General features: G+C 44.2%; 12 protein-coding genes. 8 read left to right on the plus strand and 4 right to left on the minus strand.

The window, feature by feature from the left end; genetic code table 11:
- The first annotated feature begins 242 nt into the window (after window positions 1-242).
- The 6 genes from LCH52_01400 (at window position 243) to LCH52_01425 (ending at window position 8,543) form a co-directional block, all read left to right on the plus strand.
- Window positions 243-1,505 (plus strand): DUF1015 family protein, encoded by a 1,263-nt coding sequence (locus LCH52_01400; protein ID MCA0387129.1) that lies wholly within the window; start codon window positions 243-245, stop codon window positions 1,503-1,505.
- A gap of 34 nt (window positions 1,506-1,539) precedes the next feature.
- Window positions 1,540-2,628: a 3-phosphoserine/phosphohydroxythreonine transaminase gene (gene serC, locus LCH52_01405; protein MCA0387130.1), complete on the plus strand. Its 1,089-nt coding sequence runs from the start codon at window positions 1,540-1,542 to the stop codon at window positions 2,626-2,628.
- 87 nt (window positions 2,629-2,715) lie between these two features.
- Window positions 2,716-3,144 carry a hypothetical protein gene (locus tag LCH52_01410; protein ID MCA0387131.1) on the plus strand — a complete coding sequence of 143 codons (429 nt, stop codon included), beginning with the start codon at window positions 2,716-2,718 and terminating at the stop codon, window positions 3,142-3,144.
- Window positions 3,145-3,150: 6 nt separating this feature from the next.
- Window positions 3,151-5,742, plus strand: a complete 2,592-nt coding sequence (gene alaS / locus LCH52_01415) for an alanine--tRNA ligase (GenBank protein MCA0387132.1) — start codon at window positions 3,151-3,153, stop codon at window positions 5,740-5,742.
- A 274-nt stretch (window positions 5,743-6,016) separates the two neighbouring features.
- Complete coding sequence (locus LCH52_01420) at window positions 6,017-6,268, plus strand: hypothetical protein (protein ID MCA0387133.1); 252 nt, start codon at window positions 6,017-6,019, stop codon at window positions 6,266-6,268.
- 190 nt (window positions 6,269-6,458) lie between these two features.
- Window positions 6,459-8,543, plus strand: coding sequence for a CHASE domain-containing protein (locus tag LCH52_01425; protein ID MCA0387134.1), 2,085 nt, complete (start codon window positions 6,459-6,461; stop codon window positions 8,541-8,543).
- Here LCH52_01425 and LCH52_01430 read toward each other — a convergent pair.
- The 4 genes from LCH52_01430 to LCH52_01445 form a co-directional block, all read right to left on the minus strand.
- On the minus strand, window positions 8,540-9,475 hold the full coding sequence (locus LCH52_01430) for a YitT family protein (protein ID MCA0387135.1): 936 nt from the start codon (window positions 9,473-9,475) through the stop codon (window positions 8,540-8,542). The two genes, LCH52_01425 and LCH52_01430, sit on opposite strands and share 4 nt — an antisense overlap.
- 130 nt (window positions 9,476-9,605) lie before the next feature.
- Complete coding sequence (locus LCH52_01435) at window positions 9,606-10,874, minus strand: T9SS type A sorting domain-containing protein (GenBank protein MCA0387136.1); 1,269 nt, start codon at window positions 10,872-10,874, stop codon at window positions 9,606-9,608.
- A 76-nt stretch (window positions 10,875-10,950) separates the two neighbouring features.
- Window positions 10,951-11,589, minus strand: coding sequence for a response regulator transcription factor (locus tag LCH52_01440; GenBank protein MCA0387137.1), 639 nt, complete (start codon window positions 11,587-11,589; stop codon window positions 10,951-10,953).
- Window positions 11,590-11,636: 47 nt separating this feature from the next.
- Window positions 11,637-14,669, minus strand: coding sequence for a histidine kinase (locus LCH52_01445; GenBank protein ID MCA0387138.1), 3,033 nt, complete (start codon window positions 14,667-14,669; stop codon window positions 11,637-11,639).
- Between the two features lie 254 nt (window positions 14,670-14,923).
- Here LCH52_01445 and LCH52_01450 point away from each other — a divergent pair, with 254 nt between their 5' ends.
- Both LCH52_01450 and LCH52_01455 read left to right on the plus strand, forming a co-directional pair.
- Complete coding sequence (locus tag LCH52_01450) at window positions 14,924-15,640, plus strand: MerR family transcriptional regulator (protein ID MCA0387139.1); 717 nt, start codon at window positions 14,924-14,926, stop codon at window positions 15,638-15,640.
- Window positions 15,637-16,869, plus strand: a complete 1,233-nt coding sequence (locus LCH52_01455; protein ID MCA0387140.1) for a DUF6051 family protein — start codon at window positions 15,637-15,639, stop codon at window positions 16,867-16,869. Before LCH52_01450 ends, LCH52_01455 begins: the two co-directional genes overlap by 4 nt.
- Window positions 16,870-16,964: the final 95 nt, after the last annotated feature.

Raw genomic sequence — 16,964 nt, forward strand, 5'->3', positions numbered from 1 at the left:
TGTTTCATCTATTTTACGAACATGGCACTTGACCGGGCGAGTTTTCCCATATTATAAATTTGTTGGCAGGACAATCGGGACGATTGTCGCTCCTTTTCCGAAACTGGAGGTTTCAACCAGCTCATAGATCATAGATAGTAGTTCATAACTATTTCTCCGCTCCTCCTGAAAATTATTACAATTCATAAAAATTTTGTTATTTAGAGGTTCCATTAATATATTTTTTAAAGGAGTTATACGAAATGGCGGTCATAAGACCATTCAGGGCATTGAGACCCGAAAAAGGAGTAGCCGAGCAGGTAGCAAGCGTACCTTACGATGTAGTAAGCACTGACGAAGCAAGGAACCTTGCGGAAGGAAATCCACTCAGTTTTTTGAGAATTACACGGTCGGAACTTGAATTCCCGAATTCACAGGATCCGTATGCAACAGAGATATACACAAAAGCAAAAGAAAATCTTGCAAACATAACAGCTTCCGCCCCTCTGATTGAGGAGAAGGACGCTTCGTTTTATCTCTATCGCCTGACGATGGATGGACGGAGCCAGACGGGAATTGCAGCTACATTTTCTGTTGATGACTATGACAACGACATAATCCTGAAGCATGAAAAAACACGCAAGGTTAAAGAAGACGACAGAACGAACCACATTATTACCACCGGTGCCCAAACCGGAGTGGTTTTCCTTACCTGCAAAGGTGTGCAAAGCGTCAATTCACTTGTGGCTGATATCATCAGATTGACCGCACCGCTGTATGATTTTACCGCTCCCGATGGAATCCGTCATGAAGTGTGGCAGATACCCCTTGAAAACAACGGAAAGATCGTCGAAGAGATAAGAAAAGTAAAAAATCTCTACATTGCCGACGGTCACCACAGAGCCGCGTCAGCTTCGAGAGCAAGAGCGGTTGCGAAAGAGAACAATCCCGCTCACAGAGGTTCGGAAGATTATAACTTCTTTATTGCCGTCCTTTTCCCTGCTGAGGAATTGAAAATACTCCCTTACAACCGTGTCGTGATTGATTTGAATGGCAACTCCGTTTCAGATTTCTTCACAAAAATCCAGCAGAATTTTGAAGTGACGGATAACGGTATCCCTTCACCTGCGAAAAAAGGTGAATTCAGCATGTACCTCGACGGAAAGTGGTACGGACTCAAACTTACCGGTGACCATTATGCTGATGGAGTGCTGAAGGGCGCAACTTCAGTGGGTGATACACTCGATGTAAGCATCCTGCAAAACTTTCTTCTCGAACCCGTGCTTGGAGTGGATGACCCGAGAACGAGCAAAAGAATCGATTTTATCGGCGGCATCCGTGGAACTGCAGAACTTGAAAAATTAGTGGACTCGGGTAAATTCGGCGTGGCTTTCTCTCTCTACCCTGTAACCGTTGAAGATTTGATGAAAATCTCCGATGCAGGCGAAGTGATGCCCCCTAAATCAACCTGGTTCGAACCAAAATTGAGAGACGGACTCCTTACCCACCTCATCGAAGTGGAATAGGAACGGATTAAAAAAACAACAAAGGAATACGGATATGGAAAAAAGAATATATAACTTCAGTGCAGGTCCCGCAATTCTGCCAGAGCCTGTAATTAAAAAAGCCCAGGAAGACCTCTTTATGCTTCCCGGAGTTGGCATGTCCATTCTCGAGATCAGCCACAGATCAAAAACTTTTGAAGCCATTCTTGCATCTGCAAAGGACGGTTTGCGAAAACTACTCGATATACCCGAAAATTATGATATTCTCTTCCTCCAAGGGGGTGCAAGCCTTCAGTTTTCGATGGTACCAATGAACTTAATGCCCCCTGTAAACAAGGCTGATTACATTGTGACCGGTGTTTGGGCTAAAAAAGCCGTGAAAGAAGCCAAAAGAGTGGGAACCGTTAATATATCCTATACTGCCGAGGCTTCAAACTTTAATCATGTCCCGAAACAATCCGACATCGTGCTCGATCCTGAGGCAGCTTTCGTTCACTACACTTCCAACAATACCATTTACGGTACCCAGTTCGATTATATCCCCGAAACCGGGGGTGTACCTCTGGTTTGCGACATGTCTTCGGATATCCTGTATAAAAAAATCGATGTAAGTAAATTCGCTCTCATTTATGCGGGTGCACAGAAAAATATCGGACCTTCGGGCGTTACCCTGGTAATCATCAGAAAAGACCTGCTCGAAAGATCACAGGACTCTCTGCCAACCATGCTGAATTATAAGACACACACCGAAAACGACTCGATGTTTAACACTCCGAACACCTTCGGAATTTACATTATCGACCTGGTTGCAAAATATCTCCTGGAAAATGGCGGACTCGATGCAATGTATGAGACCAACAAGAAAAAAGCTGCATTGCTTTATGATTGTTTCGACAGCAGCAATGGGTTTTACAGGGCTCACGCTCTCCCCGGCAGCAGATCGTTAATGAATGTCACCTTTAATCTTCCGACCCCCGAACTCGAGAAACAGCTTATCGCTGAGGCTACTGCTGCGGGATTCGACGGACTTAAAGGTCACCGTTCGGTTGGCGGTTTAAGAGCTTCCATTTACAACGCATTCCCGTTACAGGGTGTTGTGGATCTGGTCGCTTTCCTCAACGATTACAAGAAAAAAAACGCATAAAAAGCCGTTTTAATCATTTTAATGAACGGAATGTGAGAAACTTTATTTTTCTCCATTCCGTTTGTTTATAAAAAAGGATGTGTCAGAATGAAAAAACTTCATTTTATTATTCCGTTGTTTGCCTCTTTAATTCTGATTTCAGGGTGCAAAAGTGAAGAAAGGGTTTTTGCCATTGTAAAAACCGAAGTGTATCCGATGCTTATTGACAGCACTGCCCAGCAATGGGAGATCAATATCCCCGTGATAGTGAAGGGACATACAGAAAATCCCGATGGAGAGAAATTCAAACGGGAAGTTCTGTTCTCGGTTGACCTTATCGCTCCCGATGGTAAAAAACTGGATACCTTCGAAGAACTCGATTTCGGTACCGAGGACGAAAGCAAACCCGACACCAAAATGGATGTGCAGTTTTACATTCAACCTGCTGATTCGGGTGAGTACACGGCAAAAATCAGAATAACAGACAAATTCACTAAGAAGACAATTACAAAAGACCAGAAATTTAAACTTAAATAAAGAAATATGACATCTCAAGAGATCAGACAGCAGTTTTTAGACTTTTTCGCTTCAAAACAACACAGAATCGTTTCGGGCGCCCCAGTGGTTCCTTACGATGACCCGACACTTCTTTTCGCCAACGCAGGTATGAACCAGTTTAAGGATGTTTTCCTCGGAACAGGTAAAAGGGAATATACCCGTGCTGCTGATACTCAGAAGTGTATCCGCGTTTCGGGCAAGCACAACGACCTCGAAGAAGTGGGGCACGACACCTATCACCACACCCTCTTTGAAATGCTCGGCAACTGGTCATTTGGCGACTATTACAAAAAAGAAGCGATCGCCTGGGCTTGGGAACTTCTGACCGATGTCTGGAAACTCCCGAAAGAAAGACTTTATGCGACAGTTTACAGAACTGATGACGAGGCTCTTGAGATATGGAAAACAGTGACTGACATTAACCCCTCCCACATCCTGAAATTTGACGAAAAAGACAATTTCTGGGAGATGGGTGAAACGGGTCCGTGCGGTCCCTGTTCCGAAATCCACATTAACCTGAGTGACAACTATGAAGATGCCTCCCTGGTTAATGCGGGTTCACCGGAATGTATTGAAATCTGGAACCTCGTGTTTATTCAGTTTAACAGGGATGAAAACGGTGTCCTGCACGAACTCCCCGCAAAACATGTGGATACAGGTATGGGTTTTGAGCGACTTGTAGCTGTAATTCAGGGGAAGAGATCAAACTACGACTCCGATGTTTTCCAGCCACTCATTAAAGAGATCGAAAATATTTCCGGCGCAAGCTATGCGTCCAAAGATGACATTGTACCGATCAGAGTAATAGCTGACCACATCAGAACCCTTTCATTTGCGATAGCAGACGGCGCCGTCCCCAGCAACGAGGGAAGAGGTTATGTTCTTAGGAGGATCCTCAGAAGAGCCGCAAGGTATGGAAGAAAAATTAATCTTAACAACCCCTTCCTTTTCAAACTTGTGGATACACTTGCCGCACAGATGGGGCACCAGTTTCCTGAAATCGTGGAAAACAAAGAGTTTGTTAAGAAAATCATAAAAAGCGAAGAGGAAAGTTTCAACAAAACCCTCGACAGAGGCATCCATCACTTTGAGGAAATCGCTGCACATCTTTCGAAACAGGGAATCAAAGAGATCCCCGGTGCTGATGCCTTCAAACTTTATGACACTTACGGCTTCCCAGTCGATCTCACAAGAGTAATCGCTTCGGAGCAGGGTTTTACGGTAGATGAAGCAGGTTTCGAGAAGCACATGGCTGAGCAGAGGGAAAGAGCCCGTGAAGCAACAAAAACCAAAATCGGCACTGTAAACATCATCGCAGGCGGACTCGACAACTTCGAGACCATCAGTAACGACAACACAGCTTTTACAGGTTACGAATCGCTGTCGGATATTGCTACCATTACGGGATTAAAACGGGAAGGCGATGCTGAACTGGTAATCCTCGACAAAACACCGTTTTATGTGGAAGCCGGTGGTCAGATTGATGACACGGGTATCATTCGCATTGGAGAGAACAGCCTTGCAGTGGAGGATGTCCTCAAAAACGAAGGAAAAGTTATTCATGTGGTTGACAACAAATCGGGTGTTCTCGTTGATACAGGAATGGAAGTAATCGCTGAAGTTGACCGCAAAAGAAGATGGGATATCATGCGTAATCACTCTGCAACCCACTTCATGCACTCGGCTCTCAGGAAAACGCTCGGCTCACATGTCCAGCAGGCGGGTTCCTATGTGGGTCCCGACAGACTAAGATTCGATTTCTCCCATTTTGGGAAGGTAACCAAAGAAGAGCTCGCCGACATCGAAGCACAGGTAAATGAAGTTTTGAGGGAGAACATCCCTCTGACACACCACAGAAACATGCCTATAGAGAAAGCAAAAGGAATGGGTGCTCTCATGTTCTTCGGCGACAAATATGGCGATCTGGTGAATGTGGTTCAGTTTGGTGACAAATCAATTGAATTCTGCGGCGGAACACATGTTCGGAATTCATCCGAAATTGGAATTTTCAAAATCATCTCCGAGTCCTCCATATCAAGCGGTGTAAGAAGAATCGAAGCTGTAACCGGTGCGGGAGTTGAACGGTTCATCAACTCGCAATTCGAGAAAATTCACGAGGCAAACGATTCGATCGCCAAACTTCTTGATGAGAAACGAAAACTTGAAAAAGAAATAGCTGATTTCAAACTCTCACTCAAGAAACAGCAGATTTCAAAAGTTGTTGCCAATCCTGTAAGTTTTGAGGGAATAAGCCTTTACAGTGCGAAGATAGAAGCTGAGAGCAACGAGGAATTGAAGCAGCTCGGTGACGATCTGAGAGACCATATGAAATCGGGTGTCGGGCTACTCCTCTCGGTGTTCGATGGTAAAGTCGGACTCGTTTGTGTGGTTACCGATGACCTTGTGAAAGGAAAAAACCTCTCCGCCGGTAAGATTGTCGGCGATGTAGCGCGGATTCTCGGTGGCGGAGGAGGCGGAAGACCCCAGTCAGCCACAGCAGGCGGAAAGGATATCGAAAAAGTGGATGAGGCTCTGAAAGAGTTCAGGAACATCACCGGCAAATATCTGTCGAACTGATAAATCGCTTGGTTTATAGCCGGTATTCAGAATTAAAAATGAAAATTTCACAATTATTTAATTTTTTTCTTTGAAATAAGAACAGATTTCGTATTTTGCAGGGAGGAAAATCGATAAACTTAATTACATTATTTTATATTAATGCGGCATGGTTTATCGGTTGTTAAATGTGTCTTGAGAGAGTGTTCGAATCGAGGAACATCCGTGAAACGGGGACAGTTCTTTTGCCGCATACATCTCCGGGTATTTATCAAGTTATCAAGGAAGAAGTGCAATGAAAATAACAAGGTTTTCACTGACAAACGGATCAACCAACACCAAAGCTCATTTTGACATTGAGACTTCTGATGGCATCATACTAAAAGGTTTTCAGGTTGTTGAAGGAAGAGAAAGTCTTTTTGTAAGGCCTCCAAAAGAAAGAGGAAAAGACAATCAGTGGTATGACAGAGTTATTCTGCCTGAACCCATGAAAAGTGACCTGGAAGAGATGGCTGTCAACGAGTATAACAACAGACGCGATCAATAACTAAATTCAAACAGGTTTTTTTGCCCCTCAGGGCAACTCTTGAGGGGTTTTACTTTCAAAACCCGATTCAAATCACTTTCGTGATTTTACATGGTTGGCGCTTTGCACACGCTGCCAGAAAATAAAAATGACGCAACCGGAGAATTCTGCATTATTGTTGCAAGTTAAGCGTTCGAGCTTTCGGACTGCGTTGACTATTGTCCTCGCCGGATTGGTGATCACCACGGCAATTGCCCTCTATATAAATCACTCCAACAATTTGAGTCTTGCAACCCGGTTCCATGATGCTGCTCGTGACAGGGTGGAGAGAATCACCGAAAAACTTCTGATTGACATCGATGAACTGAACGATATCAGGAAATTTTTTGAGGCAAGTGATAAAATTACGCAGTCGGAATTCACTAAATATACCTCTTCCATAATACAAAACAATCACTTTTGGATCATCTCATGGGCGGATATGCTCAACCAGGATGAACTTGGAAATGCCGCTCCTAAAAGATTTCAGAAAGATTCCCTTGTTACTTCCAACGAAAAGAAAAAGTCTTATTTCCTTATAAAAACCATTGAGCCTTATTCTCAGTTTCTCCACTTTATCGACTGGGATGTTTCAACCGACAATTTTATTAAAAGTTCAATCGACAGTTCCCTCTCCGATCAGTCGCTTTACATCTCCGAACCACCTTCGACACATTTCAGTGATACCACTGCCAATTTCCGGCTTATTCTCACACCTGTATTCAAAAATAAGTCGGGCAGGAACGAGCTCGATGGAGTACTCGTGGCTGTTTACCCGATCGATTCAATTGTTCGCGCTCTTTCAATTGCCGAGCAACCGAAAGGACTAAGTTTCACCCTTTTCGAAGGGGATACAACGGGAAAAATGAGGAAAATATACCATCTCCCTCCAAGGGTTGGAGCAGAGGAAGTGGTGAATGACCCCGACCTTCTCTACACTTCATATTTCTCAATCGCCGGCAAGAGTTTTATGGTTGAAGTCAAACCTAATGATTATTTTATCAGGAATAACCATGTTGCGAGTCTCTTCGGAGTTTTATTTTCCGGGTATTTGTTAACATTTTCCCTCGGTTTTTTCATTTACCGGTATTTGACAGGCAGACGGTTTAAGAAACTGGTAGCGGGAATAGCCGAAGAAGCCCGAAAGAAAAATTTCTCCATTATAACAGAGTTCCTGAACAGTTCTGTCGACATGATTGGATTGAAAACGACGAGAGGCACTCCGGTTTCGTTCAACAAAGTTTTTGCCGAGTTTGCCTCGGGTCAGAAATTCGACAAACTCCCGGCAGCAGGTGATTTGAATATCATTCCCGAATTGAATGTACATTTGAGCACTCTTGACGATAAAATTCTGCCTGACTCCGAAGTAGTGCTCTATCAATTTGAATTCAAGGATTTTGTATATGATGTACGGAAATTCCCCGTCATACTGGATGATGACGAGTATTATATCGGTTTCATAATCCGGGATATAACCACGGAGATAAACCAGCTAAACGAGATTCTAGGTTATTCAAAAAAACTCGAAGACAACAACAGAACCAAAAATAAGTTCTTCTCAATCATTGCTCACGATCTTAGAAGTCCATTTCAGGGAATACTCGGTTTTTTGGAAGTCATTCTGGATGAATTTGAGGAGATCGATGATTCTGAGAAGAAGAAACTGCTCACACAGATTTTTGCCAGTACACAAAACATCTACGACCTGCTCGACAACCTGCTGGAATGGTCACGAACACAAACCGACCGCATCCCCTGCCAGCCGGAAAAAGTCGTGATAACTGATGTATTGGATGTGATTACCGGATTGTACGGCACCGCCGCAGAGAAAAAGAAAATTAAATTAGAAAACAAAATTACTGAACCTGTGTCGGTTTTTGCAGACAGAAACATGGTTCGTACCATTTTCCGTAATCTGGTTTCAAACGCGATAAAATTCACACCCGCAGGTGGAAAGATAACACTTGATGCCCGTTTCGTTCCCGCGGCAGCACATTCACTGCCTCATATCGTCTTTAGTGTCTCGGATACAGGAGTGGGTATCGACGCCGGGACGATTGACAAGATTTTCAGGCTTGATGAAAAAACCGTGACCCGCGGGACCGACAACGAAAAAGGGACAGGTCTGGGCTTGATCCTATGCAAGGAATTCGTCGAGAAGAACGGGGGCGAAATCTGGATAGAAAGCACCCCCGGCAAAGGCAGTTCGTTCTACTTTACATTGCCGGTCGGCGAATGTGAACTTGTAGTTTCCTAAATCCTCCTCCTGAAGCCATCTCCGAGAATCTCATGTACATTATTGATAATCATAAATGCCGTTGGATCGACTTTATGCACTATTTCGGTCAGGACGGGCAATTCCTTGTTTGTTACCACGGTATAAATGACTTCCCGATCCACATTTCTGTAGAGACCCCTCGACTTTAGAGCTGTTGCGCCACGGCTCAGTTCATTCATTATCGCTTCACCCACTTCATTGTGTTTATCGGTTATTATCAAAGCGGCTTTTGCATAATCAAACCCGTCGATGATAAAATCGATCAACTGTGACGAAACGAACAGAAGAAAAATTGCATAAAGTGTGAGAGAAAGAGCAGGTTTTTCGGGACTGAGACCCTTCTGGTCGATGATAAACCCCGCAAGAAGTATCACAAAAATGTCGATCATTATGATGGCGGTTCCGGGCTTGATTCCGTATTTCTTTTTCAGAATTGCAGCCACTATATCAGATCCCGCTGTTGTTCCTCCAAACTTAAAGATTATCCCGAGCCCCGTTCCAAGAAGAACTGAACCGATTAGTATCAGAAAGAGGAAGTCGTTTTGGAGCAGATCCTTCACTGTTTGCGTATCCTGAAGTCTGATAAACGGGACTCCGGGGAAATCGCCCCGTAACAGATCGATAAAGAATGAGTTTAGTGTAAATCCATAAAAAGTCCTGATTCCGAACGATTTTCCAAGTTCTTTCAGTCCCCATATGTAAAGCGGCACATTCAATATCCAGATAGCCACACCAACTGGCAATGCCCCGTTCGTAAAATAGTAAAGCGCCATCGAAAGTCCGCTGACTCCACCCGGCACCACCTTTGCATCTATAAGGAAGATGCTGATTCCGAGTGCCATCACAAAAGCACCAAAAGCAATCAGTATATATTCAAGAATTATTTTTTTCTTCGATTTAAGTATTTCCATGGTTTCTCTTTTTTCAAAAATTCAAACCGTAAAAATACCCAATATATGGATGGGAATAAAATTGATTTAAATGGAAACCGGCAGACCCCCGTGAGAGCAGTCTGCCGGAACAACCCAAAAACGCCGGTCGTTATTTTAGAAGTGTAAGTTTTTTTGAAGCTGAAATGTTTTTGCCGTCAGCGCCCGTATAGTTCAGTCTGTACAGATAAACTCCGGAACTGAGACCCATTTTGGTAAAATCGACAATTCTGGAGTGATTTCCTGCTGTGAGGTACTCAGAGATGAGTGTGGCGATCTTTTCTCCCTGCATGTTGTAGAGCACCAGTTCGGTTTGACCGTCACTCTGCAGAGTAAATGAAAAGGTTGTCGAGGGGTTGAAGGGATTGGGGAAGTTCTGATTCAGAGCAAAATCAACCGGGATTCCGTTTTCTTCCTCTACCGAAGTTGTGCCCGATAATTTGTAGATCGCGCTTTTATCGCCAACTGCCCAGCCGGTTCCGTTTGGAGTGAACATAACCGATCGGAAGTTTTCAAACATCGGTACAGGGTTTGTTGTCTGAGCAGTCCAGGTTGTGCCACCATCTGTTGTCTTGTAAATTCCATGATTACCGAGAAAAAACATCGTTCTGCCAACAACATAACCCGTGTTAACATCGGTAAAATGAACGCCATGGAAGTAGTAGGGCCCCGTTGTAATTGTGGTTGTGGCTTGCCAGGTTGCACCCCCGTCGGTGGTTTTATGAACGAGATTGTCCTGTCCCCAGGTATCCGAGACAAATCCTGTATTGGCATCAAGAAAATGGATGTCGCGAACCTCTGCAAAATGGTTTACCTGTGTCCAGGTTGTGCCACCATCTGTCGTCCTTAAGAATTTGGAACCACCACCAATCCAGCCGATATTGCTGTTATAAAATTTAATTGATTCAAAACCCGAAGTTACATTCGTGGGTACTGTCTGCCAGTTCGTTCCTCCGTTGGTGGTCTTCAACAAGAGTCCGTCAGTTCCGGCAGCCCAACCGTTATTTTGATCATGGAAAAATACGGCGTCAATGCTCGAGAGGTTTGGTGCCCCGGTGGTCTGGGCAACCCATGTAGTCCCGCCGTCTGTTGTCTTACTTATCTTTCCGAAGGTGCCGCAAATCCAGGCGGTAGTGGTTGAGATTGCATAAAATCCCCTGGTATCGTTAATATTGGTGTTTGCCTGACTCCATGTATTGCCTGCGTCAGAGGTACGAAGCACTTTTGATTCAGCAGCGATCCATCCATTTGAGTCGTCGAGGAACTGCACCTTTACGAATTTCATATCAGAAACAGGTGAAGAGACCGCTGTCCATTGGGCTGAAACAGTGAGGGTAATAAAGAAGCCGAGCAGCGTTATATTAAATAGAATTTTTATCATTTCGATTACCTTAAATTGTTAATTGTTTAATCGCAATTTAAGGTGGGCCCACATCAGGGTCAATAACGCAAATGCGTCATTTTACAAGGTTTTCCCGCAATGCTTTTGCAACTGCCTGAGCTTTGGAGGTGACCTGAAGTTTGCCGTAAATGTTACGGAGGTGGTTCCTCACAGTTTCGTAACTGATGAAAAGATTGTTCGCTATCGTATGAGAATCCGTGCCGTCAACCAGACAGACAAGAATTTCATTCTCTCTTTGGGTCAGTTTATAATCATTGTTTGCAGGACTTCCCGTTTTGAAGAAATCCACAACCTTCCGTGCGATGTAAGGTGACATCGGGGCACCACCTGATACCACTTCTTCTATAGACGATATTATCCTGCCCGGTGGGGTATTTTTCAGAAGATATCCATCGGCTCCTGCCTGCATTGCATTAAATATGTTTTCGGAATCGTCGAAAATCGTCATCATGATTATTTTCAGGTCGGGATTCAGGTCTTTCAGAAGTGGAATTGCCTCGATACCCGATTTCCCGGGGAGGTTAATATCCAGCAGCACCACTTCAAACCCTGTCGGCGACTCAAGTGCACTTTCGACAGAGGGAAATGCAGCAACACACCTGAAGCCGGGTGAAAAACCGAGAAAACTCACTAATCCTTCGCGGAAGTCACGGTGGTCTTCGACTATGGCGATTTTTATTTCGTGCTTTTCCATGTGCTAAAATCGTGAAATTTTGCCGTTGATGAAATAGTCCAAACGGGTCATTTCTTCATCTCCCGATGGATCTCGATTATAGTGCCTTTTCCCTCCCCGGTTGAAATTTTTACTTCCGCACCGATCTCTTCACACCGCTTTCGGATATTTTTAATACCGTTTCCGCCGAGTTTTTCAGCCTGCGACTCCATCCTGAAACCCCTGCCGTTGTCACAAATTACAATCGAAATACCGGTTGCCTCACCACTGATCGAAATCGAGATGAGGTCAGCCCCCGAGTGTTTTACTGAATTGATCACTGCCTCTTTTACTGACAGGTACATGTTTCGTCTGATTTCGTCCTGCAGTATCATGGATGTGTTGCCCATTTTTGAAAATTCGAATCTTATTCCGGCTGCCTCACACAATTCACCCGCCAGCAACCTTATTCTAAGCACAAGATTATCGACCGAATCGTTCTCGGGAGAAACCGACCATACAATATCCCTCATTGCCTGCTCTGCCTCCTGAATAAGAGAAGCCGACTTCCCGATCATTGTTTTTGCTGCCTCTTTATTCTCTCCCAGTATGCCGTTTGCCGACTGAATGTAGAGCCCGGCACTGCTAACAGTGGAAGCGAGATCGTCATGAAGATCACGGGCGATTCTGTCGCGTGTCTTTGCCCTCTCCTCCATTATCAGATTCTGCTTCTCCAGAGTTTCAATCTTTTTTCTCATTTTTCTTCTGACGATCGAGACCGGAATCGATACGGCAATCGAAAGTGCAATGATTGATGCGAGAACCGTAAACCAGACTGTTTTCCAGAACGGCGGGACTACAACAATCTTTGCAAGAAGGGTTTCCTCGCTCCACACCCCTTCCCGGTTTGAAGCTTTTACTTTTAACCTGTACTTGCCGGGAGGAATGTTTGAGAGATCAACTGTCCTCCTGTTTCCTGAACTCACCCACTCATCCGTCAGGCCTTCAAGTTTCCACATATATCCGTTGTAAGCGGGATTCTCAAAATTCAGTGCCGCCATTTCAAAAGAAAAGAAGTTCTCGTCATAATTTAACTCCACTTCACCGTTGATTATTCGGTCAAGAGAAGGTTTATTAAATATTCTGAAATCGGTCAATGCCACCTTTGGTTTTAGAGTGTCGGGAATCATCTCCCCGGGATTGAATACGGTGATGCCATCTGTCCCGCCAAAATAGAATTTCCCGTCACTTCCCATTAAATATGAATTCTGATTGAAACCGCTTGAAGCCAGTCCGTCACTTTTTGTGTAATTTCTTGATTTGAGAGTAAGGGGGTTTATTTTGGAGATTCCATTGTTTGACGAAACCCAAATGTTGCCTGAAGAGTCTTCGAGAATCCCGTAAATTGTGTTATTGGCGAGCCCGCCGGCGGTCGTAATTGTTCTTACAGATTTCAGGTCAGCCCCAAGGATATTCACACCACCCCCCATTGTGGCTAACCAGATGTTTCCATTTATGTCTTTATGAATCGCCATTATCTTGTCATTGTTCAGCTTGAGAGGGCTGGGTGCCTGTGTGCTGTAGCGGGTGTGGGTCATGTCCCGGGTATTTATTCTGAGCAACCCTTCGGAATTTGTACCCGCCCAAAGATATCCATTGTCATGGGACAGTGAAAGGATGTAGGTGTCTCCCTCCTGTCCAAAGTCAGCATGGTAATTGAATATTTTGTAGTCGCCTGAAACTGGGCTGTATCTGATTATCCCGTGGGTACTCCCGATCCAGAGATGTCCTTCTGTGTCTCCGGTTATTGAAATAATTTTGTTGATCCACTCATCGACCGACGGATTTGACTTGAAAAGAATTGTGGATGAACTCAAGTAGTCACCTGTAAACCGCAGTTTCAGCAGTCCCTTTTTGGTACCAGCCCAAATATCCTCCTTACTGTCTCTGAACAACCGGTACACCGGCACATTCTCAAAACCGTCAGGTAAATTTTGATTTTTAGTGAATTTCCCTGTTTTCAGGTCCAGTGTGTAAAGTCCACCGGTGGTACCTGTCAGGATTTTGGAACCGGGTAGCTCAATCATTGAAGTTATCCGGTCAGCCTGCGGGTTGATTCCTGAATTACCATCCCCGGGGTAATTCATAAACCTGCCACCCCGTTTCTCCAACTTGATCAATCCTGAGTGGGTACCCGTCCAGATATTGCCCGCGTAATCTTCCGAGATGGTATAAACACGCCCGTCAATCTTTATTTTCTCTTCATTTTCTCCCGGTATAAGCTCTCTGGAAACCCTCCTTTCTTTATCCAGACTGAAAAATCCTTCCGAAGTGGCAATTCTGATCACACCCTTGCCATCGATGTGAAGTTTGTACCCGTCAAAGGATGCCGGAGAGGCTACATTCAACAGTCTGACCACTTTCTTAAACTCTCCCTTGAGAACATTGTATTCGTGCAATTCTCCATATTTCGAGAGAAGCAGCATTGCGCCGTCTTTCATTTCAGAAATCATAACCACATCGAAACCCGCCGATACTCTTGTTACCCTTTGTAACCTGTCCACTAGAAGAAGGTCTTTTCCGGAATAAAAAACAGCCGCCACTTCAGCCTTTTGAGACTTTGGCTCATTATTCCTTACCTCCACCGGCTTTACAGAATTGAGATCGGAAATCCGGGTCAGAATTATCCCGTCCGGAGAAAGGAAGACCATGTGGTCACGATCGAATTTAACAGGGAACCCGTTGTAAACAGCGGTAAGAGGCTTCCCTTTGCTGTCCCTGAGCAACGAAAATTTATTTGTCCTCCTGTCCAGAAGATTGATTTCACCACTCACCGCAGTAACCCAGGGTCTGTCATTACCGTCAATTGCAACATTCACAAGGTTGTTGTTGGAGAGGGAATTTTTGTCACCGGGAGAGTGATTGAAGTTTCTGAATTCGTGTCCGTCATACCGGTAAAGACCGTCCCAGGTCGCAATCCACAGGAAACCTGCCGGGTCCTGTTGAATTGATCTGACAGCAGACGACGACAGACCCTGCTCAACTCCGATGAAAACAGGTCTGTACTGGCAGAAAATGTTTTGCCAAAGAATAAAGGTCAGGATCAGATAAAGAAACCGCATCTTTTCTCCTTGTCTTTACGGTAATTTCCATGGTTAATTCCGGGAACTGTGGATTCCTTCATGTCTGTTTGGTGATTTTTCAAATTTTTGAACGGGAAACTGCAAAGATACCCAATAGTAAAATTCTATAAAATCGATAAAAAACATCATTTATGAGTCAAAATTCATTTTAAATTTTGTTTTTAACTTTTAAACTGTATATTAGTATTCGTTCACTGTCATCTTTTTTATTAACTATACGCATAGGTACATGTTTGGATGAAATTTTTACCCGGGACGAGCTTGCTGAAAAGCTCGACATCTCGAAAAGAATTCTGGCAGAGTGGGAAAAAGAAGAGCTTGTAAAGCATTCCGGTATCTCCGACGACGGCACTGAACTCTATTTCCTCTATCAGCTTGAAAGATGCCGCCACCTTAAAAAACTGCACGATGTCGGCTATGGTATCGAGGCGATCAAAAAGATCATCAAGAAAGTCGGGCTTCCCAAATTGCCCGTTGACAGCGAGAGATACGGACTGAATGTCACTTTTCTGACCGTTGGTCAACTCGCTGAAAATGTAAAAGTGAGCCCCAGAACAATTAAACACTGGGAGGAGATGGGAATAATAGAGCCCGAGATGCGAAGTGAAGGAGGATACAGACTGTATGCCCCCAATTATATTTTCATTTGCAATCTCATAAAGGATCTGCAGTTGTTCGGTTACTCACTTGAGGAGATAAAAAGGGTGGCTGACAAATTCAAGGTTTTTCTTGGCTTGAATCAAAATCTCGAATCCCGTCCCTTTGAAGAAGCAGAGGAACAACTTGAAGACCTGCTTTCCGCTGTCGATGGACTTTTTGCAAAAATGGAACTCTTCAAAGAAGGCATTACCCGCTGGGAGGACATTTTACGCAAAAAAAGAAAAGAGATAGTCGCATTGAAGCAAAGAAATTCAAAAAGAGCAGCAGGATCAAAAGGGAAAACACCATGAGATACTCAAAATTGTACCCTGTCATCAAAGAGAAATATTCGCTGGATTATGATTCGCTGACCGTCGACGAACTTGATATTAAAATCTCCAATCTTGAGTTCAACAGTGATATAACAGGTCTTTATCCCGAGGGTGATGAATATTCTGAAATCAATCCTTTGGTGAAGGCTCTTATGAAATATTATCTGTCGCAGAATCAGTTTTCCGACCGTTACCTCCTCAAAATGCTCGATGTTCCTGACAGTGAAGTAGAGGAAAACAACCGATTTCGTTATTCGATCCTGTCGGATTCAAAATCTGCAAATGCCGGTTCCGCCATAATTCTTTTGCACGGACTCAATGAAAGAGGCTGGGAAAAATACCTGACATGGGCATCGTCCCTGCTGAAAAAGACAGGGAAACCTGTGATACTCTTTCCCAATGCCTTCCACATGAACAGGGCTCCAAAAAACTGGTCCAACTTCCGTCTGATGAACGAGATTTCGAGCGAACGAAAAAATCTGCTTCCGGGAGTTGCACTCTCAAGTCCGGTAAATGCCGCCATTTCCACACGACTTCAATTCGTTCCACAAAGATTCGTCTATTCAGGTATTCAGACTATTCGAGATATAATATCCCTTGCAACAGAAATTAGAGAAGGATTAGTCAGCGGACTTGCAAAAGGCACAACAGTCGATTTCTTTGGTTACTCAATCGGGGCGTTTATATCTGAGATTTTAATGATGAGTAATCCCTACGGGCTTTTCAACAATTCGAGATGTGTACTTTTTTGCGGCGGGACAACCCTGAACAAAATGGCACCCGTCAATAAATATATCCTCGACAGTGAAGCTGCCGATGCCATACAAAATTTTTATGTCCATAAATTTGAACAAAACCTTACTGTGGACGACAGGCTCCGGTCCCTCTTCGGTTCGGAATCGGAGGAGGCATTTTTGTTCAAGGCAATGCTCGGACACGATGAAAACCTTCCCGTCAGAAAACGCTATCTTGCAAAAATCAGAGACAGGGTATTTGCCATGGGTATGGCGAAGGATACAGTCATTCCTGCCGCATCGATTCAAGAGGCTTTGATTTCGGATCACCCTAAAAAAATCAGATTCGAACTGATCGATCCGGGTTACAATTATACACATGAGAATCCATTCCCCCTCCTCTTAAAAACAGAAAATGAGGTTGAAGAGTGTTTCGACCGGGTTTTTTCGAAAGCAGCAACCTTTTTGAATTAACCGGGGAAGAACAGTTTTGTAATCCCGGTCTCAAGGTGACGCCTTCGGAATGCACCTTTGGACGGGTGGTGCCGACCCGGTTTTGGATTATTACA

This window comes from Bacteroidota bacterium (genome assembly GCA_020161395.1).
Classification (GTDB): Bacteria; Bacteroidota; Ignavibacteria; order Ignavibacteriales; family Ignavibacteriaceae; genus UTCHB3.